Origin of the sequence: Pseudomonas arsenicoxydans (genome assembly GCF_006438915.1) — a bacterium.
GTDB lineage: Bacteria > Pseudomonadota > Gammaproteobacteria > Pseudomonadales > Pseudomonadaceae > Aquipseudomonas > Aquipseudomonas arsenicoxydans_A.
This window is the reverse complement of record NZ_RCZE01000006.1, coordinates 258035-284648: the sequence shown is the minus strand read 5'-3', so window position 1 is coordinate 284648 and position 26614 is coordinate 258035. Positions and strand designations below refer to the sequence as shown.

25 protein-coding genes are annotated in these 26614 nt (G+C 56.4%); 7 read left to right on the top strand and 18 right to left on the bottom strand.

Annotation, left to right across the window (positions count from 1 at the left end):
• Window positions 1-183: 183 nt before the first annotated feature.
• Window positions 184-882: a 7-cyano-7-deazaguanine synthase QueC gene (gene queC / locus EAH78_RS14975; RefSeq protein ID WP_140668208.1), complete on the top strand. Its 699-nt coding sequence runs from the start codon at window positions 184-186 to the stop codon at window positions 880-882.
• Between the two features lie 43 nt (window positions 883-925).
• Here the strand turns inward: queC (EAH78_RS14975) and EAH78_RS14970 are convergent, their stop codons facing one another.
• Together EAH78_RS14970 and EAH78_RS14965 are read right to left on the bottom strand one after the other, a co-directional pair.
• Entirely contained in the window at window positions 926-1789 is an 864-nt protein-coding gene (locus EAH78_RS14970) for a queuosine precursor transporter (RefSeq protein ID WP_140668207.1), read from the bottom strand.
• On the bottom strand, window positions 1782-2378 hold the full coding sequence (locus tag EAH78_RS14965; protein ID WP_140668206.1) for a helix-turn-helix transcriptional regulator: 597 nt from the start codon (window positions 2376-2378) through the stop codon (window positions 1782-1784). Before EAH78_RS14965 ends, EAH78_RS14970 begins: the two co-directional genes overlap by 8 nt.
• A 223-nt stretch (window positions 2379-2601) precedes the next feature.
• On the opposite strand from EAH78_RS14965, the gene EAH78_RS32160 reads away from it, so the two are divergent.
• Genes EAH78_RS32160 through EAH78_RS14955 form a run of 3 tightly spaced genes read left to right on the top strand, consistent with a single transcriptional unit; the run spans window position 2602 to window position 3474 of the window.
• Window positions 2602-2766, top strand: a complete 165-nt coding sequence (locus tag EAH78_RS32160; RefSeq protein ID WP_161599686.1) for a hypothetical protein — start codon at window positions 2602-2604, stop codon at window positions 2764-2766.
• Window positions 2763-3146, top strand: coding sequence for a DUF6124 family protein (locus EAH78_RS14960; RefSeq protein ID WP_140668205.1), 384 nt, complete (start codon window positions 2763-2765; stop codon window positions 3144-3146). The genes EAH78_RS32160 and EAH78_RS14960 overlap by 4 nt, the downstream gene beginning before the upstream one ends.
• A gap of 37 nt (window positions 3147-3183) precedes the next feature.
• The gene (locus EAH78_RS14955) at window positions 3184-3474 is read left to right on the top strand and encodes a hypothetical protein (RefSeq protein WP_140668204.1); all 291 of its coding nucleotides are present in this window, start codon (window positions 3184-3186) and stop codon (window positions 3472-3474) included.
• 81 nt (window positions 3475-3555) lie between these two features.
• On the opposite strand, the gene EAH78_RS14950 is transcribed toward EAH78_RS14955, so the two are convergent.
• Both EAH78_RS14950 and EAH78_RS14945 read right to left on the bottom strand, forming a co-directional pair.
• The gene (locus tag EAH78_RS14950; protein WP_140668203.1) at window positions 3556-3999 is read right to left on the bottom strand and encodes a DUF2846 domain-containing protein; all 444 of its coding nucleotides are present in this window, start codon (window positions 3997-3999) and stop codon (window positions 3556-3558) included.
• A 336-nt stretch (window positions 4000-4335) separates the two neighbouring features.
• The gene (locus EAH78_RS14945; protein WP_140668202.1) at window positions 4336-4590 is read right to left on the bottom strand and encodes a hypothetical protein; all 255 of its coding nucleotides are present in this window, start codon (window positions 4588-4590) and stop codon (window positions 4336-4338) included.
• Between EAH78_RS14945 and queC (EAH78_RS14940) the strand changes: the two genes are divergently transcribed.
• Window positions 4528-5226: a 7-cyano-7-deazaguanine synthase QueC gene (gene queC, locus EAH78_RS14940; RefSeq protein WP_140668201.1), complete on the top strand. Its 699-nt coding sequence runs from the start codon at window positions 4528-4530 to the stop codon at window positions 5224-5226. The genes EAH78_RS14945 and queC (EAH78_RS14940) overlap by 63 nt on opposite strands.
• A 150-nt stretch (window positions 5227-5376) precedes the next feature.
• Here the strand turns inward: queC (EAH78_RS14940) and EAH78_RS14935 are convergent, their stop codons facing one another.
• Both EAH78_RS14935 and EAH78_RS14930 read right to left on the bottom strand, forming a co-directional pair.
• The gene (locus EAH78_RS14935; protein ID WP_140668200.1) at window positions 5377-5670 is read right to left on the bottom strand and encodes a DUF3077 domain-containing protein; all 294 of its coding nucleotides are present in this window, start codon (window positions 5668-5670) and stop codon (window positions 5377-5379) included.
• 706 nt (window positions 5671-6376) lie between these two features.
• Window positions 6377-7192, bottom strand: coding sequence for a sulfite exporter TauE/SafE family protein (locus EAH78_RS14930; RefSeq protein WP_140668199.1), 816 nt, complete (start codon window positions 7190-7192; stop codon window positions 6377-6379).
• Between the two features lie 110 nt (window positions 7193-7302).
• Here EAH78_RS14930 and EAH78_RS14925 point away from each other — a divergent pair, with 110 nt between their 5' ends.
• The gene (locus tag EAH78_RS14925) at window positions 7303-8076 is read left to right on the top strand and encodes an AraC family transcriptional regulator (protein WP_140668198.1); all 774 of its coding nucleotides are present in this window, start codon (window positions 7303-7305) and stop codon (window positions 8074-8076) included.
• Here EAH78_RS14925 and EAH78_RS14920 read toward each other — a convergent pair.
• Window positions 8015-8947 carry a LysR family transcriptional regulator gene (locus EAH78_RS14920; protein WP_140668197.1) on the bottom strand — a complete coding sequence of 311 codons (933 nt, stop codon included), beginning with the start codon at window positions 8945-8947 and terminating at the stop codon, window positions 8015-8017. The two genes, EAH78_RS14925 and EAH78_RS14920, sit on opposite strands and share 62 nt — an antisense overlap.
• Before the next feature lie 118 nt (window positions 8948-9065).
• On the opposite strand from EAH78_RS14920, the gene EAH78_RS14915 reads away from it, so the two are divergent.
• Complete coding sequence (locus EAH78_RS14915; RefSeq protein ID WP_140668196.1) at window positions 9066-10340, top strand: MFS transporter; 1275 nt, start codon at window positions 9066-9068, stop codon at window positions 10338-10340.
• 175 nt (window positions 10341-10515) lie between these two features.
• Here EAH78_RS14915 and hemE read toward each other — a convergent pair whose 3' ends face one another.
• The 11 genes from hemE to EAH78_RS14855 all read right to left on the bottom strand — a co-directional run bounded on the left by hemE (window position 10516) and on the right by EAH78_RS14855 (window position 26479).
• Window positions 10516-11583: a uroporphyrinogen decarboxylase gene (hemE, locus tag EAH78_RS14910; protein WP_140668195.1), complete on the bottom strand. Its 1068-nt coding sequence runs from the start codon at window positions 11581-11583 to the stop codon at window positions 10516-10518.
• 244 nt (window positions 11584-11827) lie between these two features.
• Window positions 11828-13246 (bottom strand): FAD-dependent oxidoreductase, encoded by a 1419-nt coding sequence (locus EAH78_RS14905; RefSeq protein ID WP_140668194.1) that lies wholly within the window; start codon window positions 13244-13246, stop codon window positions 11828-11830.
• 33 nt (window positions 13247-13279) lie between these two features.
• Entirely contained in the window at window positions 13280-17725 is a 4446-nt protein-coding gene (gltB, locus tag EAH78_RS14900; RefSeq protein WP_140668193.1) for a glutamate synthase large subunit, read from the bottom strand.
• A gap of 510 nt (window positions 17726-18235) precedes the next feature.
• Window positions 18236-19834 (bottom strand): SPOR domain-containing protein, encoded by a 1599-nt coding sequence (locus tag EAH78_RS14890; RefSeq protein WP_140668192.1) that lies wholly within the window; start codon window positions 19832-19834, stop codon window positions 18236-18238.
• A gap of 10 nt (window positions 19835-19844) precedes the next feature.
• Entirely contained in the window at window positions 19845-20945 is a 1101-nt protein-coding gene (gene aroB / locus EAH78_RS14885; RefSeq protein WP_140668191.1) for a 3-dehydroquinate synthase, read from the bottom strand.
• A 150-nt stretch (window positions 20946-21095) separates the two neighbouring features.
• Window positions 21096-21614 (bottom strand): shikimate kinase AroK, encoded by a 519-nt coding sequence (gene aroK / locus EAH78_RS14880; RefSeq protein WP_027922095.1) that lies wholly within the window; start codon window positions 21612-21614, stop codon window positions 21096-21098.
• 4 nt (window positions 21615-21618) lie between these two features.
• Window positions 21619-23685 carry a type IV pilus secretin PilQ gene (gene pilQ / locus EAH78_RS14875; protein WP_140668190.1) on the bottom strand — a complete coding sequence of 689 codons (2067 nt, stop codon included), beginning with the start codon at window positions 23683-23685 and terminating at the stop codon, window positions 21619-21621.
• Window positions 23686-23698: 13 nt separating this feature from the next.
• Window positions 23699-24232: a pilus assembly protein PilP gene (locus EAH78_RS14870; RefSeq protein ID WP_140668189.1), complete on the bottom strand. Its 534-nt coding sequence runs from the start codon at window positions 24230-24232 to the stop codon at window positions 23699-23701.
• On the bottom strand, window positions 24229-24852 hold the full coding sequence (gene pilO, locus EAH78_RS14865) for a type 4a pilus biogenesis protein PilO (protein WP_140668188.1): 624 nt from the start codon (window positions 24850-24852) through the stop codon (window positions 24229-24231). The genes EAH78_RS14870 and pilO overlap by 4 nt, the downstream gene beginning before the upstream one ends.
• Window positions 24849-25415: a PilN domain-containing protein gene (locus EAH78_RS14860; RefSeq protein ID WP_140668187.1), complete on the bottom strand. Its 567-nt coding sequence runs from the start codon at window positions 25413-25415 to the stop codon at window positions 24849-24851. Before EAH78_RS14860 ends, pilO begins: the two co-directional genes overlap by 4 nt.
• Window positions 25415-26479 carry a pilus assembly protein PilM gene (locus EAH78_RS14855; RefSeq protein ID WP_140668186.1) on the bottom strand — a complete coding sequence of 355 codons (1065 nt, stop codon included), beginning with the start codon at window positions 26477-26479 and terminating at the stop codon, window positions 25415-25417. The genes EAH78_RS14860 and EAH78_RS14855 overlap by 1 nt, the downstream gene beginning before the upstream one ends.
• Between the last annotated feature and the right edge of the window lie 135 nt (window positions 26480-26614).

Below are 26614 nucleotides of genomic sequence, written 5' to 3'. Positions count from 1 at the left end.
ATCTGCCACAGAGGATGGGTGGTGGAATACTTCGCTGATATTTCGGCGCTGGTCGTCGCCAACGAACAGACACAAACGGAAAGCGGAGCACTCAATTTCGGAAGCGTCCCACAGCCAGAATGGAGGCTACGCGCTAGGGTCAATGCCCCGCGATACGTCGGGTATCACAAGGAAGAATGAACCGTGACCAAAAAGGCCGTGATCGTATTCAGCGGTGGACAGGACTCCACCACGTGCTTGATCCATGCGTTGCCGCTTTACGATGAAATCCATTGCATTACGTTCGACTATGGCCAGCGCCACCGCGCGGAAATCGAGGTGGCGCAGCAACTGTCGAAAGAGCTTGGTGTGACCGTACACAAGGTGCTGGACACTACGTTGTTGAATGAACTGGCAATCAGCAGTTTGACGCGTGACAACATTCCAGTACCTGGCGTGGACAGTTCTGGAGATAGCCTGCCAAGTACTTTCGTACCTGGTAGAAATATTCTGTTTTTAACTTTGGCCTCTATTTATGCCTATCAAGTTCGGGCCGAGGCGGTCATCACAGGTGTTTGCGAGACGGATTTCTCTGGCTACCCGGATTGCCGTGACGAGTTTGTCAGGGCTCTGCATACAGCCATTGAGTTGGGCATGGACTACAAACTACGGATTGAAACGCCGCTCATGTGGTTGAACAAGGCAGAAACATGGGCGCTTGCCGAGCAGAATGGAAAGTTGGAATTGGTTCAGCACCAGACACTGACTTGCTACAACGGAATAATGGGGACCGGATGCGCGAATTGCGATGCGTGCAATCTTCGAGCGAAAGGGCTGAACGAGTTTCTGGAGAATAAGTCGGCGGTTATGAAGAGCCTGGAAAACAAACAAAAATTCAAATAGTGAAAATCCAGGGGAAGCCGTGCCACTTCCCCTTTTCCACGTCTCAGGCGCTAACCACATACCGTTTAAATAGGGATCTTGCTCCATAAGCAGGCAAAATATTAAAGACAGCGAAACACATTTTTATAATAATCTGGACATAAATGATATTAAGTATTTCGACATTAGTCATCGTTCCATAAAAAGCTATAAAACAAAAAATGAAACTGTCTACTATCACCGCAAAAAACGTGCTTAAAAAAACACGCAAGAATAAAAACCTAGAGCTTGTAAGCTGCTTTATTTTATTCAACAAGTAAGAATTTACATGTTCAGAAAAAATGAAGGAAATGGAAGACGCCACCAACACAGACGACACATGAGTCATGACCTCGCTATATGGCTCATCAAGCTTCCAGCCTGACAAACCCGGAAGAAAGCTGGTAGTACTTAACAAAACAGTAATCAGAGCATTACTCGAAAAAGCAAATAATATTGCTTTCCTCGCGAGCCTAAGCCCATAAAATTCATTCAACATATCAACTATTAAAAACGTTAACGGGTAAATAAAAACCCCTGGAGTGACAACAATATCAAGCCACTCTATGTATATCAGCTTCGTTGCGGCAACATTTGTGAAGATATATAGCGCAAAAAGCAACAAATTAAGAGCTACATAAATCATCCATGACTTTTCTTGCCGGTCATTTATTTCGTATGCTGTCAATGCCGCACCACCAGAATAAAACTTCCTGTACACAGACTTTATTTCTGCTCTGTTTAAATTATCCACCACATCACTTTTCAACAAATCATCTAACTTTATTTTTACGACCTTCCCTGTCGAAACAATCATGATAACGGCAAGGCCTTTATTATTTTCAAACCCTAATAACTTATACTTGCTATTTTCCGAAGGATTATCCATTGAACCTCTCCTCTACTATCTCCCCGATAACAAGAACCTCGTCAGAGCAACAGCAAGATTCGGTAGTTATAAATAGACCCTTTGTAGTCTTGTCATATACAAGCTTTTCTTTATTGCTATTCGACAAACCTTTCTTCACTATCAACAAGTCTCCCGACTCATTTACACCCTTGATTTCGTTTTCCAGAAGCACACCTATTAAATTGCAGGCTGTACCGAAAAAATAGGTCAGAGGATGAGTAGCAACCAGCTCACCGATTCTTTTATCTAAACTCTGCACAAGCGAATTTTCTTTAATTATAGGAACTGCAGCCGGGTTCATATTACCCAGCAAGGAAACGCTACTCTCTATGACCTCCCTCTCTTCAAAATCTACAGTTTCTATTTCCTTGTAAGACACACCAAAAAAATCGGAAATCTTACGGATGGTGGATTGTTGTACATTGACAACCCGTCCTTCCAAAATGTTGTAGATAGTCGTTCGAGTCAAACCACTTGAGCTACACAACGAAATTTGAGTTTCACCTCTACTTTTTATAAGATATTTAATATTACTCTTCAGCTTTTCCGTCTTTTCTTTTTTATACATTGAATGACTGCCAACCACTTATAATAAATTAATGCACTCCAGCCGAGTGTTGCATTTTTGCTCTTGAGATGACCAAGGGCGACTCGACCGCCTGGTACACAGACAGCAAAACTCCAGGCGATTATACATTCATAAAGCCGTGTTTAATTCCACGTTTACTTCTGTATGCCTTGTAGTCGACGAATCCCACAAAGCGAAACGAACTTACTTACAGATGTTTCTAATGAATCATTTAATTACACAAATGTTCACTTATTTGAACAATATGGATGATGTTTTTAGTTATAAACCTATCGGCATCGTCAGCCATATATCGCTGCCGATCAATCATGAAGAGCCGGAAGGGATGCCGCTTTTCTCTAAAAAAACTAAGGGAGTACCACAATGAAAAGAATCAATCCCGATCGTCCGCAATCGCGAGACCAGAAAGACGCTGACACCAACGACCGATCCAAACTCTTCGAAACCACCGAGCGCACTGTCAGCGCGCGCCTGCGCAATCCAAACCGCCCAGACCCTGTCAGCCATATGTTCAGCATCAACCCGAACGTCGATACAGAGTCCTTGCTCTGTCACGCCACTGAAACCCTCGCCTCGCTGAATGTGATGACCACTGACCTCGCCTGCGAGCTCGAAGGCTCGCGTCGCAACGAGGCATTGGCCATTCAGCAACTGATCGTGCTGGCCGAGCTGATGGTCAACCGGGCGCTGGACATTCTTGACCCTCCCAGTGGGTTGTCTATGGCGCCATCCAACAGTCACCAATAAGTAATCGCGCGCTCTTACGTAATGGAGGTTTTTTGTCATGGATAGATACATGCCTATCACCGGCATCGATTGCACCATCGCTTCGCTGGTTATCGACACCGAAGCACCGCTGGACGTATTGCACGATACGGCGGCTTACCGCATCCGCACGGCGACTCAGCTGCTTGAAAGTTTTGCGTTTGGCGAGGGCGTTTACAGTGAGCTGGCGCGGGTGTTGGTGACGTCATTGCGTGATGGTTGTGATTTGCTGGATGTCGTCGGGCGACGATTGCAGGAGCAGGTTTCGGCGCAGCAAAGCCAATCAAGGCAAGCGCCTGCTGCATCGTAACGGCGTCAGCGGTGTGGACAGCAGCGCTTCCAACAACTATGAAAACGGCCCCCGCGCTTGGCGCAGAGGCCGTTCAAACGCTTACTGGGCCTGAATCAACTTGCTTTCAGCAACGCCAGCACGACCGGTCTGGTCATCAACCACTTGCGGGCTGTTGCGTGCCTTGATGAAGCCCACTTTCACTTCCTGCCAGACAAAGTAGTTCTTGCCGGCTTCTGCGGTGAGTTTCAGTTCGGAATCGTTTTCCGCCGAAGATACCAAGGTCTGCTGACCGGCCGGGACAGCCAACATCAGGTAAGACTTGGCGACAGTCTGGCCGACCGGTTTACCGTTTAGCGTTACCGGCATTTTCACTCCGGCGCCCATGCTCTCGTTGCGATAAACGTAGATGTTGGCTTTGTCCGGGGCGACCTGGAAGGACTTCGCTTGAGCGTCCTGCGTGTCATCCGCCATTTTTACCGAAGCACAACCACCGGTGAGTGCGGCCACGGCCAGCAAAGCGGTGAGGGCTAGCTGCTTGAACATCCTGTATCTCCATTGTTTGTGATGAGTCCGCAACGGTTATCGGCCGATCAGAAAAAAGGCGAAGGGATGTATCGAAGTACTTTCGGGGTGTTGCGTGGGAAATTGGCGAAGGTTCAACAGGCCGAAAATCGAAACAAGGTGCCGTCTATCAACCCGAGAAAACAACCAAGACATCGCACAAGCTTGGTGGGTGGACGGTGGTTGCCCTTTATATGCAGTCCGTGTGTAAGTCAGTGAGGAAGCATTGATCCTCTAAATCGAGATTCAAAAAGGTCAAAGACCCTGGATGAGAGTTAACACACACAGCGAATGCTAGACGTTCTTGAGCGACGGTTGTTAGAAAAATTGAATGATCTTGACCAACAAACCAATTAGCCAAGGGTTTTTTCTATGCCTCCTCCCGGCAAAGAAATAAAACATCAGAAAGCGGTGCATGTATTTTCGGAAGCGTCCCACAGCGAGACCTTGACTTCCCAATAAGGTCAATGACCCGGCTACCTCTCGGGAGACTCCAAGGATGAGTAAAACATTACCAAAAAAGCGGTTATCGTTTTCAGCGGTGGGCAGGACTCCACCACTTGCTTGATCCATGCGTTGCCGCTTTACGATGAAATCCACTGCATCACGTTCGACTATGGCCAGCGCCATCGCGCGGAGATAGAGGTGGCGAAGCAGCTGTCGAAAGAACTTGGGGTAACGGTACACAAGGTTCTGGACACTTCGTTGGTGAATGAACTGGCAATCAGTAGTTTGACCCGCGATCACACTCCAGTACCCAGTGTGAATAGTCCAGGGGAAAGCTTGCCAAGCACCTTTGTACCCGGTAGAAATATTCTGTTTTTAACATTGGCCTCTATTTATGCCTATCAAGTTCGGGCCGAGGCTGTCATCACAGGTGTTTGCGAGACGGATTTCTCTGGCTACCCGGATTGTCGGGACGAATTTGTCAGGGCTCTGCATAAAGCCATTGAACTGTGTATGGACTATAGGGTGCGGATTGAAACGCCACTCATGTGGTTGAACAAGGCAGAAACATGGGCTCTTGCCGAGCAGCATGGAAAGCTTGAATTGATTCAGCACCAACAACTGACTTGCTACGACGGAATAATTGGCACTGGATGCGCGAATTGCGACGCGTGTAATCTTCGAGCAAAAGGGCTGCATGAGTTTTTGGAGAACAAGGCTGCGATTATGAAAAGCTTGGAAGACAAACAAAAAGCCAAATAACAAAAACCCGGGGGAAGCCGTGGCACTTCCCCCTTTTTTAAGTCTTAGGCGCGTCAGCTTACGGCGGGACTATCACCCGCAAGAATGTGCCCATGCTGGACGCACCAATGGAAGCCCAAAAATTGGGGCTCTTATCAGAATGGCTAGCCGCTATTCTGCGGCTTTCTTACATGTCCTAGCAGGTCTTGGCGTAACCGCCTTCACAACATCATCAATCACCGCCTTGCCCATTGCCGTCAAATAGTGTGCGGCCCAAGCATGGCGGTCGCTGTCTCTAGCGTAAGCTGCGTCTTCCGCGAGTGCCTTGGAAAGGAACAGCAAATCAGAAGCCATTGCCAATGCTTCGTTGACGGGTACTCCAGCGCTGACGTGGAACAGTGCATTGTCTGAGCAGTAGATGCAGGGGGTTAATCCGATGGTTTTTGCTTCTACTGACTCGGTCATTTTCCACCTCCATGGGCCGAGATACAGTGGGATCTGGATTCAGGATCGAAGTGAGAGAACAGCCGGAATTTGTACAGATTTACAGTGTGCATTGTCTAACTCCTTGACGTGATGAGCTGCCACTTTCGTTCAAAGCGGATGGGTGGCAGCTGGTTTCAATGGTCTCAATACAGCTTATTTCATCATCGCGTTCATTGAACGTAGCCTGCGATGAAAAGAATTAAAGGTTTTCGGAGCCGGGCGATCTCGCGCATAAGGGAAATGATAGGTAACACTTGCTTTCCGCAGATAGGCAATGCGACAGTTCATGCCAATTCTATCGTGTCATATTATTCTCGAATTAGATTTGTCGTTTTTCAATGAGTAGCGAAATAGTTCATAATCAAATCCTCTTCATCACGCTTGAAATCCAATTCACTCTCTAGCATTGTAATAGCCTGAATTATTTTCACCTCGCAGCTGTTAAGTTTAATACTGTTTCACGTACGGTAATTTCGTTGCGAAAAAACTGATTAAACCGGCACTGAACCTCGCACCAAAAAACACCGTACTTTCAATATAAATAATACTCCTAAACGTTCATCCCGCAGCATCTTCACACAACAGCCTCGTTAGTATTTGTCATAAAACCCATATGCGATTTATCAGATTAAAATAACGAAGCAGTTTTACGCTTTTAATTTCTAATTGAGCAACGTTTATTTTATTATTTAAACATCATGCTCAGCGCCACAACCGCGAGCAGGCTTACATATACAATCGCATGAATCCGATCTGGAATTGTTCCAACCCAGGGCATCGTCATTCGAATGCCAGCTATCGCGCCTATTGTCAAAACTCCGAAAGCAATGAGGTCAACATAACCTAAGTACCAAGCGCCAAAATTTTGTTTGCCTACTTGCGCAATAACAATATAGGTCGCTGTTCCTGCTAGTGCTACAGGCAAACTCAATGGATTCGCCATGGACGTAGCCTGAGTCATATTCAACCCGCAGCGACGAAGTAACGGAACCGTCATAACACTACCACCCACCCCGAGAAAAGTCGCAATAGCCCCAATGCTCATTCCGCCCGGGATAGTCGCCAAGACGCTCAATCTCTCGGGTTTTGCGTTGATATTTTGCTGAATGAATCCGCGGCGAAATAAACAATCCAGAATCGTGATTGCCAGATAGATAATGAATGCAACACGTAATATATAACCATCCACAAAACCGGCAGTGATGGCACCTATCACGGCGCCTAGACCGATGAAACCGGCGAGCGGCCATATATAGTCCTTTAGCAGAGTGCCCGCTCTAGCATGCTTACTTGTGCTGATTGATGAGTTCACAATCATGACGCAAGTGGAAGTCGCTATTGCGATATGCATTGCTGATTGGCCGATTGGATCCTCAACCCCATGAGTCGCCAGTAAAATCTGGTACAGCACCGGTACGACTACAAAACCACCACCAAATCCGAACAAAACGGTTGTGACACCTGCAAAACAACCAAAAAACCCTAGCAAAACGTAGCTCATCACGTTCATTCCGTTAAAATACGCCGCGTACGATAGATGACGAAAAAGCGACTCGCTTGAGCATTCGAGCCATGTACGTTTGAGTTTCAGCCAACCTAAGAACAAATCCCATGCGAAATGCGTCGATACATGTTTTAGATCACACGCCGCGCGCGGTTGTCGCAATCGGAACTGACTATTCGGACGCCTATTTGCTACCCAGCCATACGCATCGGCGGGCGCAACTGCTTTATGGGGCGAGTGGGGTAATGAAAGTCGTCACGAAAGGCGGCAATTGGATTGTCCCTCCGCAACGTGCCGTATGGATCCCACCGCAGGTTGCCCACGAAGTAATGTTTTATGGGGTCAGTACGCGAAGCCTCTATATTGAACCTTCGTCAATTCCCCTGACCCGAAGTGACTGCCAGGTCATTGATATCTCACCGTTAATGCGGCAGCTGCTAATGGAGTCGGTGGAGCTTCCTCTTGAATATCAGGAGGATGGTCGAGACGGGATATTGATTAATCTTCTGTTGCACGAGATTGCCCGTGCGACGGCGTTGCCATTGCACATCCCTCTTCCGGTGGACAAACGCTTACTGTTGCGCTGTCAGGAATATCTTCAGGCACCCAATATCCACCAGTCCCCTCAGGATTGGGCGCGTGATTTGTTTATGAGTGAGCGTTCATTCAGTCGCCTTTTCCGAGAACAGACTTCGATGAGTTTCGGTCAGTGGCGTCAGCGTGCGTGCGTGGTCTTGGCATTGGCGCGGCTTTCAGCCGGCGCCCAAATCACACGGATCGCCCTTGATTTTGGGTATGAGAGCCCGGCCGCGTTTTCAACTATGTTTCGTCGGATCCTGGGACATACGCCTTCGACCTATTTAGATCAACCTTACGCGTGAGCAGTTCTACAAACGCCTTGGCCATCGGCGACTTCTGATCCTTACGCTGCACCAGCCACACCGCCGACACCGCCGCGGGATCCAGCAACGGTCGATACACCACGCCATCGATGCGCATCCGTTGATACGACGCCGGCAGCACCGACACCCCCAGCCCCGCCGCTACCAGGCCGATAATCGTCATCGCCTCGCCCGCCTCTTGGGCAAAGTGCGGACTGAAACCCGCATCGCGGGCCAGGCTGAGCAATTGTGCGTAGAGACCGCTGCCGTAGCTGCGTGGGAAAAACACGAAAGGCTCAAGGGCCAGTGCCGACAGAAACAGTCCGTCTTCGCTGCCATTGACCAACGGATGCTTGGAGCTGAGCACCGCCACCAGTGGCTCGCGCATCAGTTCCACGACGCTGAGGGAATCCGGCAACCCCAACGGCCGCATGATGCCGACCTCAATCGACTCGTCGACCAGCGCATCGGCGACCTGGGTACTGCTCATCTCCCGCAAATTCAGGTGCACCGCCGGGAAGCGCTGCCGGAACGAAAAAATCGCCTGGGGAATGGTCGAGTTGAATGGTGCCGAGGACGTGAAGCCGATCTTCAGTTCACCGAGCTCCCCGAGTTGCGCACGCCGCGCTACATCGGCGGCTTTGTCGACTTGCGCCAGCGCTAATCGCGCCTCCTGCAGAAACAATCGACCGGCTTCGCTGAGCTCGACCCGACGATTGGTGCGCTCGAACAAGCGTGCGCCCACCTCGGCCTCCAGTGCCTGAATCTGCTGGCTCAGCGGCGGCTGAGAGATGCCCAGTACCTGAGCGGCGCGGCCGAAGTGCAGTTCTTCGGCGACGGCGATGAAGTAGCGCAGGTGACGCAATTCCATGAAAACCCCATTAGGTCGTAAAAGCTCTCAAACAGGTCGAACAATATATTGGATTGAATCATTAGGCAGCTATATGCTTTTTTCATTGCCTGACCGGCTGCGCCCTCCGAGGTCCAACGTGAAAACTGCTGTCGCCCCCCTTGCCCACGAAGTACCGCCTGCTGCAGCGGACGATGTCGTCGCCGAGCTGAAGGAGATTTACATCGAGAAAGGCACGCCGATGTTCATGCGCACGGTGCTGGCCCTGTTCTCCGGCGGCTTCGCGACGTTCGCGCTGCTGTACTGCGTGCAACCGATGATGCCGCTGCTGTCGCACGAATATTCGATCAACGCGGCGCAGAGCAGCCTGATCCTATCGGTGGCGACCGGCATGCTCGCCATTGGCCTGCTGATCACCGGCCCGATCTCCGACCGAGTCGGCCGCAAACCGGTGATGGTTGCCGCATTGTTCGCCGCCGCGCTGTGCACCATGGCCAGCGCGATGATGCCAAGTTGGGAAGGCGTGTTGATCATGCGTGCACTGATCGGGTTGTCGTTAAGTGGCCTTGCAGCGGTGGCCATGACGTATCTGAGCGAAGAGATCCATCCGCAGCACATCGGTCTGGCGATGGGTTTGTACATCGGCGGCAACGCGATTGGCGGGATGAGCGGGCGCTTGATTACCGGGGTGTTGATCGACTTCGTCAGCTGGCACACGGCGATGCTGGTGATCGGCGGCCTGGCCCTGATCGCGGCGGCGGTGTTTTGGAAAATCCTTCCCGAGTCGCGCAACTTCCGCGCCCGCTCGCTGCACCCGCGCAGCTTGCTCGACGGCTTCACCATGCACTTTCGCGATGCCGGTTTGCCGTTGTTGTTCCTTGAAGCCTTTGTGTTGATGGGCGCGTTCGTCACGCTGTTCAACTACATCGGTTACCGCTTGCTGGCCGAGCCGTATCACATGGAACAAGCCTTCGTCGGACTGCTCTCGGTGGTGTACCTGTCGGGGATTTACAGCTCGGCGAAAATCGGTTCGCTGGCGGACAAGCTGGGTCGCCGCAAAGTGCTCTGGGCGACAATTGTGCTGATGCTCGCCGGTCTTGCCCTGACGATGTTTACACCGCTGCCGGTGGTGATCATTGGCATGCTGATCTTTACCTTTGGCTTCTTTGCCGCGCACTCCGTGGCGAGTAGCTGGATAGGACGTCGGGCAATCAGGGCCAAGGGGCAGGCGTCATCGCTGTATCTGTTCAGCTATTACGCCGGGTCGAGCATTGCCGGGACGGCGGGCGGGGTGTTCTGGCACTTGGGCGGATGGAACGGGATTGGAGTGTTCATTGGTACGTTGCTGGTGATTGCGCTGCTGGTGGCGTTGAAGCTGGCGAAGTTGCCGCCGCTGGAAAATATCAACGCCTGACGCAAAACCCTGTGGGAGCTGGCTTGCTCGCAAAAGCGGTGTGTCAGGCACATCAATGCTGACTGACACTCCGTCTTCGCGAGCAAGCCCGCTCCCACATTGACCGAGCACAGTTCGGCATCTCGCAAACAAAAACGCCCGGCATTAGCCGGGCGTTTTCATTTTCGGGCGACGATCACTCGTGATACTGCGCCGACAACTCATGCACCGCGCGCAAGAACGCACCCGCATGTTCCGGATCAACTTCCGGTGTGATGCCATGGCCGAGGTTGAACACGTGGCCGCTACCCTTGCCGTAGCTGGCGAGGATGCGGCCGACTTCGGTGCGAATGGCTTCTGGTTTGGCGTACAACACGGTCGGGTCCATATTGCCTTGCAGCGCGATTTTGCTGCCGACGCGATCACGGGCGCTGCCGATGTCGCAGGTCCAGTCCAGGCCAAGTGCATCGGCGCCGGCGTCGGCGATGCTTTCCAGCCACAGGCCGCCGCCCTTGGTGAACAGGATGACCGGCACTTTGCGGCCTTCGTGTTCGCGGATCAGGCCGCTGACGATCTTTTTCATGTAGGCCAGGGAGAATTCCTGGTACGCCGCCGCCGAGAGGCTGCCGCCCCAGCTATCGAAAATCTGCACGGCTTGCGCACCGGCCATGATCTGGCCGTTGAGGTAGCTGGTGACCGTCTGCGCGAGTTTGTCCAGCAGCAGGTGCAAGGCTTGCGGGTTGTCGTAGAGCATGGTTTTGGTCTTGCGGTAGTCTTTCGACGAGCCGCCTTCAACCATGTAGGTCGCCAGGGTCCATGGGCTACCGGAGAAGCCGATCAACGGCACACGACCGTTCAGTTCACGGCGGATGGTGCTGACCGCGTCCATGACGTAACCGAGGTCTTTGTGCGGATCAGGGATCGGCAGGGCTTCGATGTCGGCCAGGGTGCTGACGACTTTCTTGAAGCGCGGGCCTTCACCGGTTTCGAAGTACAGGCCTTGGCCCATGGCGTCCGGGATAGTGAGGATGTCAGAGAAGAGGATCGCCGCGTCCAGTTGTGGATAACGGTCGAGCGGCTGCATCGTGACTTCGCAAGCGAACTCCGGGTTCATGCACAGGCTCATGAAATCACCGGCCTTGGCACGGCTGGCGCGGTATTCAGGCAGGTAGCGACCGGCCTGACGCATCATCCACACAGGGGTGACGTCTACGGGTTGCTTGAGCAGGGCGCGAAGGAAACGGTCGTTCTTCAGGGCAGTCATGTCGGCATCCGGAAAAAAAGTGCGGGCATTTTCTCAGAGCGTGACGCAAAAGGCACGGTTGCAGGTCAGCCTTTTGTCTATCGGGTCAATTTGTCGCGGGGGAATGCAGCTTTCGCAGCACCACAAAACCAATGTGGGAGCGGGCTTGCTCGCGAAGAGGGCCTAACATTCAACATTGATGTCGACTGTTCTACCGCCTTCGCGAGCAAGCCCGCTCCCACACTTAATCGCATTTCAAGTCTAGTTAAACACCAAGGTAATCCAGGATCCCTTCGGCGGCATTACGGCCTTCGAAGATTGCCGTTACCACCAGGTCAGAACCGCGAACCATGTCGCCACCGGCGAAGATTTTCGGGTTGCTGGTCTGGTGCTTGTATTTACCTTGTTCCGGGGCCACGACGCGGCCCTGGCTGTCGGTCTGGATGTCGAACTGTTCGAACCACGGCGCCGGGCTTGGGCGGAAACCGAAGGCGATGACCACGGCGTCAGCCGGGATGATCTCTTCGGAGCCCGGGATCGGCTCAGGGCTGCGGCGGCCACGGGCGTCCGGTGCGCCGAGACGGGTCTCGACCACTTTCACGCCTTCGACGCGGTCTTCACCGACGATGGCGATCGGCTGGCGGTTGTAGAGGAATTTCACCCCTTCTTCCTTGGCGTTTTTCACTTCTTTGCGCGAGCCCGGCATGTTCGCTTCGTCACGACGATAAGCACAGGTCACCGACTTGGCGCCCTGACGGATCGACGTACGGTTGCAGTCCATCGCCGTGTCGCCACCGCCCAGCACAACAACCTTCTTGCCTTTCATGTCGACGAAATCTTCCGGCGACTTTTCAAAGCCCAGGTTGCGGTTGACGTTGGCGATCAGGTAGTCGAGCGCGTCGTGCACGCCCGGCAAGTCCTCACCGGCAAAGCCGCCCTTCATGTAGGTGTAGGTGCCCATGCCCATGAACACGGCATCGTATTCTTCGAGCAGTTGCTCGACGGTCACGTCCTTGCCCACTTCGGTGTTCAGGCGGAACTCGATGCCCATGCCAGTGAAGACTTCGCGACGATTGCTCAGCACGGTCTTTTCCAGCTTGAACTCGGGGATGCCGAAGGTCAGCAGACCACCGATTTCCGGGTTCTTGTCGAACACCACCGGGGTCACGCCGCCACGTACCAGCACGTCGGCACAGCCCAGGCCAGCAGGGCCGGCACCGATGATCGCGACACGCTTGCCGGTCGGCTTGACCTTGGACATGTCCGGGCGCCAGCCCATGGCGAACGCGGTGTCGGTGATGTACTTCTCGACTGAACCGATGGTCACCGCGCCAAAACCGTCGTTGAGGGTGCAGGCACCCTCGCACAGACGATCCTGCGGGCACACCCGGCCGCACACTTCAGGCAGGGTGTTGGTCTGGTGCGACAGCTCGGCGGCCTGGAGGATGTTGCCCTCGGCCACGAGCTTCAGCCAGTTCGGAATGAAGTTGTGCACCGGGCACTTCCATTCGCAATACGGGTTACCGCAACCCAGGCAGCGGTGGGCCTGATCGGCCGAATGCTGGGGTTTGAAGGGTTCGTAGATCTCCACGAACTCTTTCTTGCGTTGACGCAACAGTTTCTTCTTCGGATCCTTGCGCCCGACATCGATGAACTGGAAGTCGTTATTCAGACGTTCAGCCATTGTTAAAACCTCATCAAACTCTTCAGGCGCATATCACTGCGGGTTGGCACGGGTGCTGGAAAGCAACGATTTCAGGTTGGCAGCCTTGGGCTTGACCAGCCAGAAACGACGCAGATAGTCATCGAGGTTTTCAGCGAGGTTACGACCCCATTCGCTGTCTGTTTCCTCGACGTATTCGTTCAGCACGCGTTGCAAGTGGCTGCGATAGGCTTCCATCGCTTCACCGCTGATCCGCTGGATTTCCACCAGTTCGTGGTTGACCCGGTCAACGAAGGAGTTGTCCTGGTCGAGCACGTAGGCGAAACCGCCGGTCATGCCTGAACCGAAGTTGTAACCGGTCTTGCCCAGGACGCAGACGAAACCACCGGTCATGTACTCGCAGCAGTGATCGCCAGTGCCTTCCACAACCGTGTGGGCACCGGAGTTACGTACAGCGAAACGCTCGCCCGCGGTGCCGGCGGCGAACAGCTTGCCGCCCGTGGCGCCGTACAGGCAGGTGTTGCCGATAATGGCGCTGTCCTGAGTCTTGTAGACGCTGCCCTTCGGCGGAACGATGACCAGTTTGCCGCCGGTCATGCCTTTGCCGACGTAGTCGTTGGCATCGCCTTCCAGGTACATGTTCAGGCCGCCGGCGTTCCACACACCGAAGCTTTGACCGGCCGTCCCTTTGAAGCGGAAGGTGATCGGCGCGTTCGCCATGCCCTGGTTGCCGTGTTTGCGAGCAATTTCACCGGAGATCCGCGCGCCGATAGAACGGTCGCAGTTGCAGATATCCAGGGCGAAATCGGCGCCGCTCATGTCGTTGATGGCCGAGGTGGCCATGTCGACCATTTTCTCGGCCAGCAGGCCTTTGTCGAACGGCGGGTTGCGCTCCACCTGGCAGAATTGAGGCTTGTCTGCCGGAATGTGATCGCTGCCCAGCAACGGCGTCAGGTCCAGGTGTTGCTGCTTGGCGGTCTGACCTTCGAGGATGTCCAGCAGATCGGTACGACCGATCAGCTCTTCGAGGGAGCGCACGCCCAGCTTGGCCAGCCACTCACGGGTTTCTTCGGCGACGTAGGTGAAGAAGTTCACCACCATGTCGACGGTGCCGATGTAGTGATCCTTGCGCAGCTTCTCGTTCTGGGTCGCAACACCGGTGGCGCAGTTGTTCAAGTGGCAGATACGCAGGTATTTGCAGCCCAGCGCGATCATTGGCGCGGTGCCGAAGCCGAAGCTTTCAGCGCCGAGGATCGCCGCCTTGATCACGTCGAGGCCGGTTTTCAGGCCACCGTCGGTTTGTACCCGCACTTTGCCGCGCAGGTCGTTGCCACGCAGGGTCTGGTGGGTTTCGGCCAGGCCGAGTTCCCACGGAGCGCCCGCGTATTTGATCGAGGTCAGCGGCGATGCGCCGGTGCCGCCGTCGTAGCCGGAGATGGTGATCAAGTCCGCATAGGCCTTGGCCACACCGGCGGCGATGGTGCCGACGCCCGCTTCTGCTACGAGTTTCACCGAGACCAGCGCCTTCGGGTTGACCTGCTTGAGGTCAAAAATCAGCTGCGACAAGTCTTCGATCGAATAGATGTCGTGGTGCGGTGGTGGCGAAATCAGGGTCACGCCCGGCACTGCGTAACGCAGCTTGGCGATCAGACCGTTGACCTTGCCACCTGGCAGCTGACCACCTTCGCCGGGCTTGGCGCCCTGAGCGACTTTGATCTGCAGCACTTCAGCGTTGACCAGGTATTCCGGGGTCACACCGAAACGGCCCGTCGCAACCTGCTTGATTTTCGAGCTCTTGATGGTGCCGTAGCGAGCCGGGTCTTCGCCGCCTTCGCCGGAGTTGGAACGCGCACCGAGGCGGTTCATGGCTTCGGCCAAGGCTTCGTGAGCTTCCGGCGACAGGGCGCCCAGCGAGATACCGGCGGAGTCAAAGCGCTTAAGCACCGACTCCAGTGGTTCGATTTCGCTGATGTCCAGCGGCGTGTCGAGGGTTTTGACCTTGAACATGTCGCGGATCATCGACACCGGACGGTTGTCCACCAGCGCCGTGTATTCCTTGAACTTGCTGTAGTCGCCCTGCTGCACAGCGGCTTGCAGGGTGTTGACCACGTCCGGGTTATAGGCGTGATATTCGCCACCGTGGACGAACTTCAGCAGGCCGCCTTGCTGGATCGGCTTGCGCGGGCTCCAGGCTTCGGCGGCGAGGGCTTTCTGCTCGGCTTCGATGTCGACGAAACGCGCGCCTTTGATGCGGCTTGGCACACCACGGAAGCTCAACTCGCACACTTCTTCGGACAGGCCGATGGCTTCGAACAACTGCGCACCGCGGTACGACGTGATGGTCGAAATACCCATCTTCGACAGAATCTTGAGCAGACCTTTGGTGATGCCTTTGCGGTAGTTCTTGAACACCTCATAGAGGTCGCCCAGCACTTCACCGGTACGGATCAGGTCGCCCAGCACTTCGTAGGCCAGGAATGGATAAACGGCAGAGGCGCCGAAACCGATCAGCACGGCGAAGTGATGCGGGTCGCGAGCGGTCGCGGTTTCCACGAGGATGTTGGAGTCGCAACGCAGGCCTTTTTCGGTCAGGCGGTGGTGCACCGCGCCGGTTGCGAGCGAAGCGTGGATCGGCAACTTGCCCGGGGCAATGTGACGGTCACTCAACACAACCTGGGTACGACCGGCGCGCACGGCTTCTTCAGCCTGATCGGCAACGTTGCGGATCGCCGCTTCGAGGCCGACGCTTTCGTCGTAGTTGAGGTCGATGATCGCGCGCTCGAAGCCCGGACGATCGAGGTTCATCAGCGAGCGCCACTTGGCCGGGGAAATGACCGGCGAGCTGAGGATCACGCGCGAGGCGTGTTCCGGCGATTCCTGGAAGATGTTGCGCTCGGCACCGAGGCAGATCTCCAGCGACATGACGATGGCTTCACGCAGCGGGTCGATCGGCGGGTTGGTGACCTGCGCGAACTGCTGACGGAAATAGTCGTACGGCGTGCGCACGCGCTGGGACAGCACGGCCATCGGCGTATCGTCGCCCATCGAGCCGACGGCTTCGTAGCCTTGCTCGCCGAGCGGACGCAGCACCTGATCACGTTCTTCGAAAGTGACCTGGTACATCTTCATGTATTGCTTGAGCTGATCGACGTCGTAGAACGCCGAACCGTGGTCGTTGTCTTCCATGGTCGCCTGGATGCGCAGGGCATTCTTGCGCAGCCATTGCTTGTACGGATGACGGGACTTCAGGCGGTTGTCGATCGCATCGGTGTCGAGGATCTGACCGGTTTCGGTGTCCACGGCAAAGATCTGGCCCGGGCCAACGCGGCCCTTGGCGATCACGTCTTCAGGCTGGTAGTTCCAGACACCGATTTCCGAGGCCAGGGTGATGAAACCGTTCTTGGTGGTGACCCAACGCGCCGGACGCAGACCGTTACGGTCGAGCAGGCACACCGCGTAGCGACCGTCGGTCATGACCACGCCGGCCGGGCCGTCCCACGGCTCCATGTGCATCGAGTTGTACTCGTAGAACGCACGCAGATCCGGGTCCATGGTTTCGACGTTCTGCCACGCAGGCGGAATGATCATCCGCACGCCACGGAACAGGTCGATGCCACCGGTGACCATCAGCTCGAGCATGTTGTCCATGCTGGAGGAGTCGGAACCAACGCGGTTGACCAGCGGGCCGAGTTCTTCCAGGTCCATCAGGTCGTTGGTGAACTTGGTGCGACGAGCCACGGCCCAGTTGCGGTTGCCAGTGATGGTGTTGATCTCGCCGTTGTGCGCCAGGAAGCGGAACGGTTGAGCCAGCGGCCATTTCGGCAGAGTGTTGGTGGAGAAGCGCTGGTGGAACACGCAAATCGACGTTTGCAGGCGCTCATCGCTGAGGTCTGGATAGAAGGCGGTCAAATCCGCCGGCATCATCAGGCCTTTATAAATGATGGTCTTGTGCGAAAAGCTGCAGACGTAGTGGTCGGTATCGGCGGCGTTGGCCACGGACGAGCGACGACGGGACGTGAACAACTTGACGGCCATGTCCTGGTCGCTCAGGCCTTCACCGCCGATGAACACTTGCTCGATCTGCGGCAGGCGCTCAAGGGCCAGACGGCCGAGGACGCTGGTGTCGATCGGCACTTTGCGCCAGCCGACGAGGGTCAGGCCGGCCGCCAGGATCTCGCGGTTCATGTTCTCGCGAGCGGCTTCGGCTTTCACCGGGTCCTGGTTGAAGAAGACCATGCCCACTGCATATTGCTTGGGCAGTGCGACGCCGAAGGTTTCCTGGGCGATGGCACGCAGGAACACGTCCGGCTTTTGAATCAGCAGACCGCAACCGTCACCGGTCTTGCCGTCGGCATTAATCCCACCGCGGTGGGTCATGCAGGTCAGGGCCTCAATGGCCGTTTGCAAAAGGGTATGACTGGGCTCGCCCTGCATATGGGCTATCAGGCCGAAACCGCAGTTATCCTTGAATTCATCTGGTTGGTACAGACCTGCTTTCATAGACACTTTCTCACCAGGCTGCCTCTTACCGAGGCAAATTTCTTTTCAATTCAACCACTTGCCATCCACGCCGAACGTTCGTCAGCTTTGCGGGGGCAAAAGGGAGGTCATTGTACACACCGACACTTACGCTCACAAATTTGACGACGAACTGTCGCAAATCTATGTCGCATTTGTGAAAGGTTTAAAGCGATCTGCTGTGCTAGTCAAAACTTTTTTTAATTTTGACTGCAACGACTCAAAGACTACTGTGACGCAGACACCACAAGGCACGCGGCCGAGGGTCTGTTGGTGCTTGCCGGTGAACCGCGTTGTGATGCCAGCGTGTGCGAGGCAAGGCGCGGGATGCCGCCAAGGGTGGGTCCCCTTGGCAAATCCCGCAACGCAGCTTCGCGCATGTTGGCGCGCAACGCGGTCGTCGGCAAGCGCCAACAGACCCTCTGAGGCGGCATGCGCTTGTAGAAATTTTGAGGTGCCGGGAGAGGCGGCCTGGGTAAGGCCGCCGAATCTTCAGCGAGTTGTTGCCAGTTCCTGTTGGACGCTGGCGACAGTGCGAGGCCAAGGTTTACCAGCCTGAACCTTCGCTGGCAAGGCCTTGATGGCGGTAACGGCTGCATCGCGGTTGGCGAAGTTACCGTAGGTGATGACGTAAAGCGGCTTGCCATTGAGGACTTTCTTGAAATAACGGTACTCGCCGCCCTGCTCTTTCACGAAGTTTTGTGCAGTCGTTTCGGAGCTGGTGCCGAGAATCTGCACCACGTAGTTGCTGGTCGGTTGACCGGCGTACCACGTGCCGCCAGCGGCCTTGGCGGCAGGCGCTGGCTTCTCGGCAGGCTTGGCGGTGGCCACGGCGACAGGCTTGGCAGGCTTGGCAGGCGCTGGAGCCGGCTTCACGGCAGGCGCAGCCGGGGCTGGCTTGGCGGTTGCGACCTGAGTCGGGGCAGGAACAGGTTTAGCGGCCGGCGTCGGCGCAGGGCCTGGCTGAATGCCCGCTGGCGGCGCCACAGTGGTCACGGTTGGCGGTGTGGCGCTGGAACCCTCGACGGGCACGCCATCGTCACCTTCGGTGATGCCACCGGCGGCTTCAGCCAACGGACCGCGCATGACCGGTTGCGAGTTGCCGACCAGCGGCAATGGCATAGGCTGCGAGTTACCGGCGAATTCGACGGAAGGCGCGCCGCCGGCATTCGGTTTCGGCGTGCCCAATGGCAACTGCGCCTGTTCATTGGCAGGTGCGCCAGTGGTCGGTGCTTTGCTGCGACCCGGCATCAACCAGGCGGCGGCTACCGCGACCACGACTACGGCGGAAATCGCCAATACGTGTTTCTTCGGCATGTTGAACCCCATACTTGGACGCTTTACCGCAGAGCGGCTGGCAATCATTGCTTCGATCATTGCATCGCGGGCGACCTGATTGATGTTTCCAGGCCAACCGTCGGAGCTTTCGTGAATATCAGAGATCTGATCCGCGGTGAAAAGTTCGATACCCCGACCGGCGCCTTCGAGGCGCTGATCCAGATATTCGCGGGTTTCTTCTTCGGTGTAAGGCTGCAGTTCGATCACGTGGAAGCGCTCTTCCTCAAGGCTCAGCGCCTCAAGCTGAGCGATCAGCGACGACTCGCCAAACAGGAACACGTGCGGGCGACCTTCCGGTGCGCCGGCCGCCAGAGCCATCAGGGCTTCCAGCGCGGACTCGTCGAGCTGCTCGGCATCGTCCACCAGCAAATAGACTTCCTGACCGGTCAATGCGAGTTGCACCACTTGCGCCAGAATCGCGCCGATCTCAGCCTGCTCGACGTTCAGCGATTGAGCGACCTGGCGCAAGATGCCGGCCGAATCGCCCGCGCCGCGAGCGGATACCACCACGCTCTGCACCGACTGCTTGTTAGTGCTGGCTACCAGAGCCTGACGCAACAGCGTCTTGCCACTGCCCTGCGGGCCCGTGACCACCAGCAGCAACTGGCTATAACGCGCCAGGTGATGCAGTTGCCCCAGCACTGGTTTGCGCTGGGCCGGGAAAAATTTGAAGCCAGGCACCCGTGGAGCAAAAGGGTCATGACTTAACTGGTAATGGCCGAGGAAAGCCTCGTCGGCATGCAAACTAGTCATCGGGATCTTATTAACCTTTCAGCTGAGCCAGGGCGCGGTAATCCGCTCCCAGCGTGGCCTGTAAAATCTCTTTCGGATAATCGTCGGTCACCACCGCTTCGCCCATGTGGCGCAGCAGCACCAGGCGCAAACGACCGTCGATCACTTTCTTGTCAATTGCCATGTGTTCAAGGAAATCGGCTTCAGTCATCTCTTCAGGCGGGATAACCGGCAGGCCGGCGCGCTGGAACAGGCGGATACCGCGATCACGCTCCTGTTCGCTGATCCAGCCCAGTCGCGCGGACATCTCCAAAGCCATCACGGTGCCAGCAGCGACAGCCTCACCATGAAGCCAGACACCATAGCCCATATGGGTTTCGATGGCGTGGCCGAACGTATGACCGAGGTTCAACGTGGCACGCACACCAGTCTCTTTTTCGTCGGCACCGACCACCGCAGCCTTGGCGGCGCAGGAACGCTCGATGGCGTAGGTCAGGGCGACCTGGTCCAGGGCGCGCAGGCGATCAACGTTTTCTTCGAGCCAGGTCAGGAACGGCTCATCGCAGATCAGTCCGTACTTGATGACTTCAGCCAGGCCAGCGGACAGTTCGCGGGCCGGCAGGGTATTGAGGGTCGCGGTATCGATCAGCACCACGTTCGGCTGATAAAACGCGCCGACCATGTTCTTGCCCATCGGATGGTTGATACCGGTCTTGCCGCCCACCGAAGAGTCGACTTGCGACAGCAACGTGGTCGGCACTTGAATGAAATCAACGCCGCGCTGGTAGCAGGCGGCCGCGAACCCGGCCATGTCACCAATCACACCGCCACCGAGGGCGATCACAGTGGTGCGGCGGTCGTGCCGTGCGGTCAGCAGGCCGTCGAAGATCAGTTGCAGGGTTTCCCAGGTCTTGAAGGCTTCGCCGTCCGGCAGTACCACGGAAACTACCGAGAACTGCGCCAGGCTGCGGGTCAGACGTTCGAGGTAGAGCGGTGCAACGGTCTCGTTGGAAATGATCGCTACTTGCCGTCCGCGAATATGCGGGGCCAGCAGCTCAGGCTGATCCAACAAACCTTCGCCAATGTGAATCGGGTAGCTGCGCTCGCCTAGATCGACCTTGAGTGTCTGCATGTGTCCCCACAGTGAAGATGAATCAGGCGTCCTGCCTTGAGTTATCAAATGTCCACGGCGCCTGCTGGTGTGACGCCGTTCGGTAGCCATCTGCCACAACCTTGAGCGGTCATGACAGGACGCCGAGGATAGCGCATTTCGCGCTGTGCATTAACGGGGCGGTAGCTGCTGCAAGCGTTCGAGGATGTCGAGCACCACCATTCGCGGCGGCCGCTCATCGGTTTCCACCACCAGGTCGGCGATTTCCCGATACAGCGGATCGCGGATCGCCAATAGATCCCGCAGGGTCTTGGCCGGATCAGCGGTGCGCAACAAGGGTCGATTGCGGTCACGGGCTGTTCGGCCTACTTGCTGCTCGACAGAAGCATGCAAGTAGACCACCCGACCACCGGCATGCAGCGCCCGACGATTGGCTTCGCGCATGACTGCGCCGCCACCGGTCGCCAACACCACGCCATCGCAGCCACATAGCTCGGCAATCATCGCCTGCTCGCGGTCACGAAAGCCCGGTTCGCCTTCTTTATCGAAAATCCACGGGATATTGGCGCCCGTGCGCAATTCAATTTCCTTATCGGAATCTTTGAACGGCAGGCGCAGCTCTTTGGCCAGCAACCGGCCGATGGTGCTTTTACCAGCGCCCATCGGTCCAACAAGAATCAAATTTCGCACAGAATCAATGACTCACAGCAATCGCCTGGTTGTTCATGATACGCGGAGTGAGAAATACCAGCAGCTCGGATTTTTTCTCCGAAACCACGTCACGCCGGAAAAGGCGGCCAAGATACGGCACATCGCCTAGAAATGGCACCTTATCTACAACCTTGCTCTGAGTATTTGAGAAAACCCCGCCAATGACGATGGTCTCGCCATCGTTGACCAGAACCTTGGCGTTGACCTCGTTTTTCTTGATCGGCGGTACATCCTGCACCTTGTTCAGGTAGTCCGGTTCGTCCTTGGTGACCTTGACCTCCATGATGATCCGGTTGTCCGGGGTGATCTGCGGCGTCACTTCCAGCGACAGCGAGGCCTCCTTGAACGACACCGAAGTCGCGCCACTGGAGCTGGCTTCCTGGTAGGGAATCTCCGTGCCCTTGAGGATTTTTGCGGTTTCCTTGTCGGACGTGACCACCTTGGGCTGCGAGACGATTTCGCCGTTGCCGGTTTTCTCCATCGCCGTCAGTTCCAGATCGAGCAATACGTTGTCGGTGATGAAGGCGATGCCGATGCCCGAGGTGCTGCCCGCTGCGCCCATGTCGACAAACGACGAGTTGGTACTGGTGCTTTCCGGCGTGCCGATGGTCCTCCCATCGCTGGCCCCGGACGTATTCCAGTTGCCCTTGTTCCGCACCGAACCGCCCCAGCGCACGCCAAGGCTTTTGTCGTAATCGACATTGGCTTCGACAATTCGCGCTTCGATCATCACCTGGCGAACCGGGATGTCCAGTTGCGTGACGATGCGACGAAGTTCATCGAGGCGATCCTGAGTCTGGTAGGCAATGATGTTGTTGGTACGGTCATCAACGGTGATCGACCCCCGCTCGTCGGCTTTCGCCTCGGCACTGGTCACCGAAGTGAACAGCTTGGCAATGTCCGCAGCCTTGGCATAGTTGACCTGCAACAGCTCGCGCCGTAATGGCGCCAGTTCGGCGATCTGCTTCTGCGATTCCAGTTCCTGACGCTCCCGGGCGGCGATTTCATCGGCCGGCGCCACCAACAGCACGTTGCCGATCTTGCGCTTGTCCAGGCCCTTGGTTTTCAGCACCAGGTCCAGCGCCTGATCCCACGGCACGTTCTGCAACCGCAACGTGATGCCGCCCTGCACAGTGTCGCTGGCCACCAGATTGAGGTTGGTGAAATCGGCGATCAGTTGCAGCACCGAGCGCACGTCGATGTCCTGGAAGTTAAGCGAGAGTTTTTCGCCGGTGTAGGCGAAGCGCTCTGCGTTGCGCTTTTGCAGATCGTCGACCGTCATCGGTCGGATGCTGACGGTCAGCTTGTTGTCGGTCTGATAGGTCGAATAGTCGAAGGCGCCGCCGGGCTCGATGGTGATCGTGGCCCGATCGCCAGTGGCGACGGCGTTGACGAATTGCACCGGAGTGGCGAAATCCTTGACGTCGAGGCGTACGCGCAACTTTTCGGGCAGTTGGGTCCTGGCGAAACCGAGGATGATCTTGCCTTCGTGTTCCTGGATGTCCGGCGCGATGGACGGATCCGACAGGTCTATGACTACGTTGCCTTCGCCCTGGGTGCCGCGCTGGAAGTCGACGCCGCGAATGGACTTGCTCGATGGGGCGTAGGTTTTCGCCGGTGCCGGCAGTGCAACCGTAGCGCGGGGTGCCGGTTTCGAGGCCTTGCTGTTGGCCCCCTGACCAATCACCACCAACAGAGTATTGCCTTCGACCCTCGCGTTATACGGCGTCAATTGCGTCAGGTTGATGATCAGCCGCGTGCGGTCGTTGGCCTCCACCACCGTAGCGCTGCGGGCGTTGCCACCACCCAGGTCACGAGTCTTGCTCTTCAACTGACTGACCACGCCGGGCAGGTCCAGTGCAATCCGCGCCGGCTGTTCGGTGGTGTAACCGTCGGGCACCGGAGGCGGCCCATCGAAAGACAACTTCAACTCGACGCGATCACCCGGCAGCGCGGCAACATCCAGCGCATTGAGGTTGGCCGCCAGCACCATCGGAGACACCAACGCTATCCATAGCGAAATGCCGAGGGTTGAGAAAGTCCTGTTCATTATTCGAGTTCCACTATGAGTGCTCTTTCAAAGGAAGGGTCCGTGGCCGCTCCAGCCAGGCACCCTCGCCATCGGGAACGATTTCGACCACATCGACTTGTGAGCCGCTGATGGCGACGATCCGTCCATCGTTACGCCCCAGGTAATCGCCAACTTTCAGCCGGTGCACCCCGCCCGCCCCGCGCAACAGCGCGAAGGAGCCGGAGGCATTGGAGATCGTGCCGACCATTTCAAACTGCTCGATGTTGAATCCTTCGAGGTACTGCTTGACTCGATTGAGGTCGGGTTTGACGTTGCGCGAACCACGCTTCTGGCCTGCCAGGTCCACTCTGACCTGCCGGGAAAACGGACTGCGCAGGTTGGCGGCGTTGTAGGTGAACGTTGGGTAAGACCGAAACGTCGGCGTTGGTTCAATTTTGCCCGGGGCCCGCAGGCGCACTTCGTTCATGTAAGCATCCAGGTCACCGACATCACTGTCGCTGCCGCTGCCGCACGCGGTCAGGCTGGCGAACAACACCACCATCGATACGCAACGAAGCGGGTTCATTTCTGCGCCCCGTTGTCGTTGTAGCGATAGGTCTTGGCCAGGATGCTCATGCGCAGCTTCGGTCCACCTTCAGGGCTGGCCGGCGCAATGTCGAAATCATGCAGTGTCACGATCCGGGGCAGCCCGGCCACGCCACTGACGAAGGTCGCCAGGTCGTGATAGGCGCCAGTGACGGTGATCTGAATCGGCAGTTCGATATAAAACTGCTGGGTGACTTCCGGCAGAAGCTTGATCTCTTCGAACTCCAGCCCGCTGCCGAGGCCCGTGCGGGTAATGTCCTCCAGCAGACCGGGAACCTCAGTGTCGCTGGGCAATTGCCGCAGCAGCACGCCAAAGGAGTTTTCCATCTCCTTCATTTGCTGGGTGTACAGCTCAAGATTCGCCGCCATGTGGGCTTTGGACGCGAATTGCTCCTTGAGAGTCGACTCTTCCTCGCGCTGGAGATTGAGCTGGTCTTCGAGGTCACTGAGGTAAAAGGTGTACCCCAGCGCCAACACCAGCAGCATCAGCAGAACCCCCACCACGGCCTTGATCGCTGGCGGCCAGGAACCCATGTTGCTGGTGTCCAGATCGTTTAGATCCACATTGCGCAACCCTTCCAGCCATTGGGACGGACTCATTTATCGTCCTCCACGGCAGCGGGTTGTGTCTGACGAACGGTCAGCTGAAAGACATTGGCCTGGTCCAGTTGACCAGCGGTCGTCGCCTTGACCTCGGTAAGGCTCGGGGCATCGAACCAGTCGGACGCGTCGAGGTTGCGCATCAGGTCCGACACCCGATTGTTTGACTCCGCCGCCCCGGTAATGGACAGGGTTTTGCCGACCATTTTCACTTCGGTGAAATACACGCCGTCCGGCAACGAACGCGCCAATTGATCGAAGATCCGGCCGCTGATCGACCGGTTGCCTTGCAGGTCCTGGATGATGCGCATGCGCTCGACCAGTTGCTGGCGACGGGCTTTCAAATCACTGATCTGTGCAATCCGCTCGTCGACCACTGCGATCTGCTTGCCGATGTAGGCGTTACGGGCAGCCTGCCGATCGATGGCGCCGCTGATGAGCTGATCCGCGACCAATACGCCCCCCACGGAGCACAGCACTACGCCGATCAACGCCAGTAAAAAGCGTTTGCGCCGTTCTTCCCGCAGCTCTTCGCGCCAGGGTAAAAGATTGATCCGCGCCATCAGTCAAAACTCCTGAGCGCAAGCCCGCACGCGATCATCAGCGCCGGCGCATCGCTGGCCAGGGCGCTGGCGTTGACCTTGCTGCTCAGGGCCATGTTGGAGAACGGGTTGGCCACCTGGGTCGGCGTGCTTAGGCGCTGTTCGATCAACCGGTCAAGCCCCGACACCGACGCCGTGCCCCCGGCCAGTAGAATGTGATCGACCGCGTTGTACTGGCCAGAGGCAAAGAAGAACTGCAACGAGCGCGAAACCTGTTGCACCAGCGCCTCGCGAAACGGTTGCAAGACTTCGCTAACGTAGTCGTCGGGCAACCCGCCCTGCTTCTTCGCCAGCCCGGCCTGTTCGACCGTCAGGCCATACCGTCGCTGAATTTCCTCAGTCAGTTGCCGACCACCGAACAATTGCTCACGGGTGTAGATGATCTTGCCGTTGTGCAGCACGCTCAGGGTGGTCATGGTCGCGCCAATGTCCACCACCGCAACCGTCAGGCGCTCTTGTGAAGCGGCCAGTTGTGTCGAGAGCAAACCGAAGGAGCGCTCCAGCGCGTAAGCCTCGACATCGACCACGCGCGCCGTCAGGCCGGCCAAGGCCAGAGCCGCTTCACGGACTTCGACATTTTCCTTGCGACAGGCGGCCAGCAGCACATTGACCCGCTCCGGGTTACGCGCGGACACGCCCTGGACCTCGAAGTCGATGGCGACTTCGTCCAACGGGTAGGGAATGTATTGATCGGCCTCGATCTTGAGCTGGTTTTCCATCTCGTCGTCGGAAAGACCGCCGTCCATCTCGATGGTCTTGGTGATCACGGCCGAACCGGCCACCGCCACCGCCACGTTCTTGAGGCTGGTCCTGGCCTTGAGCAGCACACGAGAAAGCGCCTGCCCGACACCCTCGAGCTCAGCGATGTTTTTTTCGACCACGGCATTGGCCGGCAACGGCTCTACCGCGTACGCCTCGACCCGATAACGGTCACCCTGACGACTCAGCTCCAGAAGCTTTACCGACGTGGAACTGATGTCGATCCCCAACAGCGAGTTGGCTTTTTTCTTGAAGAGTCCTAGCACCACACATTCCCTATGACTATCCGTGTCTTACGGACTCTGTAATATCCGTTGCGTTCATTACCTCCCGTCTTGACAGAAGCGCCGATGACGCTCCCTGCGGAAAAATGCTTATAATGCCCAGCGTTTTTTTCCGGT

What these genes read in the sequence shown, in the direction of transcription:
- EAH78_RS14970 (WP_140668207.1), bottom strand. Translation starts at nt 1,789, where the DNA reads ATGGATAATCCTTCGGAAAATAGCAAGTATAAGTTATTAGGGTTTGAA.
- EAH78_RS14965 (WP_140668206.1), bottom strand. Translation starts at nt 2,378, where the DNA reads ATGTATAAAAAAGAAAAGACGGAAAAGCTGAAGAGTAATATTAAATAT.
- EAH78_RS32160 (WP_161599686.1), top strand. Translation starts at nt 2,602, where the DNA reads ATGAATCATTTAATTACACAAATGTTCACTTATTTGAACAATATGGAT.
- EAH78_RS14960 (WP_140668205.1), top strand. Translation starts at nt 2,763, where the DNA reads ATGAAAAGAATCAATCCCGATCGTCCGCAATCGCGAGACCAGAAAGAC.
- EAH78_RS14955 (WP_140668204.1), top strand. Translation starts at nt 3,184, where the DNA reads ATGGATAGATACATGCCTATCACCGGCATCGATTGCACCATCGCTTCG.
- EAH78_RS14950 (WP_140668203.1), bottom strand. Translation starts at nt 3,999, where the DNA reads ATGTTCAAGCAGCTAGCCCTCACCGCTTTGCTGGCCGTGGCCGCACTC.
- EAH78_RS14945 (WP_140668202.1), bottom strand. Translation starts at nt 4,590, where the DNA reads ATGGATCAAGCAAGTGGTGGAGTCCTGCCCACCGCTGAAAACGATAAC.
- EAH78_RS14935 (WP_140668200.1), bottom strand. Translation starts at nt 5,670, where the DNA reads ATGACCGAGTCAGTAGAAGCAAAAACCATCGGATTAACCCCCTGCATC.
- EAH78_RS14930 (WP_140668199.1), bottom strand. Translation starts at nt 7,192, where the DNA reads ATGAGCTACGTTTTGCTAGGGTTTTTTGGTTGTTTTGCAGGTGTCACA.
- EAH78_RS14925 (WP_140668198.1), top strand. Translation starts at nt 7,303, where the DNA reads ATGCGAAATGCGTCGATACATGTTTTAGATCACACGCCGCGCGCGGTT.
- EAH78_RS14920 (WP_140668197.1), bottom strand. Translation starts at nt 8,947, where the DNA reads ATGGAATTGCGTCACCTGCGCTACTTCATCGCCGTCGCCGAAGAACTG.
- hemE (WP_140668195.1), bottom strand. Translation starts at nt 11,583, where the DNA reads ATGACTGCCCTGAAGAACGACCGTTTCCTTCGCGCCCTGCTCAAGCAA.
- EAH78_RS14905 (WP_140668194.1), bottom strand. Translation starts at nt 13,246, where the DNA reads ATGGCTGAACGTCTGAATAACGACTTCCAGTTCATCGATGTCGGGCGC.
- gltB (WP_140668193.1), bottom strand. Translation starts at nt 17,725, where the DNA reads ATGAAAGCAGGTCTGTACCAACCAGATGAATTCAAGGATAACTGCGGT.
- EAH78_RS14890 (WP_140668192.1), bottom strand. Translation starts at nt 19,834, where the DNA reads ATGACTAGTTTGCATGCCGACGAGGCTTTCCTCGGCCATTACCAGTTA.
- aroB (WP_140668191.1), bottom strand. Translation starts at nt 20,945, where the DNA reads ATGCAGACACTCAAGGTCGATCTAGGCGAGCGCAGCTACCCGATTCAC.
- pilQ (WP_140668190.1), bottom strand. Translation starts at nt 23,685, where the DNA reads ATGAACAGGACTTTCTCAACCCTCGGCATTTCGCTATGGATAGCGTTG.
- EAH78_RS14870 (WP_140668189.1), bottom strand. Translation starts at nt 24,232, where the DNA reads ATGAACCCGCTTCGTTGCGTATCGATGGTGGTGTTGTTCGCCAGCCTG.
- pilO (WP_140668188.1), bottom strand. Translation starts at nt 24,852, where the DNA reads ATGAGTCCGTCCCAATGGCTGGAAGGGTTGCGCAATGTGGATCTAAAC.
- EAH78_RS14860 (WP_140668187.1), bottom strand. Translation starts at nt 25,415, where the DNA reads ATGGCGCGGATCAATCTTTTACCCTGGCGCGAAGAGCTGCGGGAAGAA.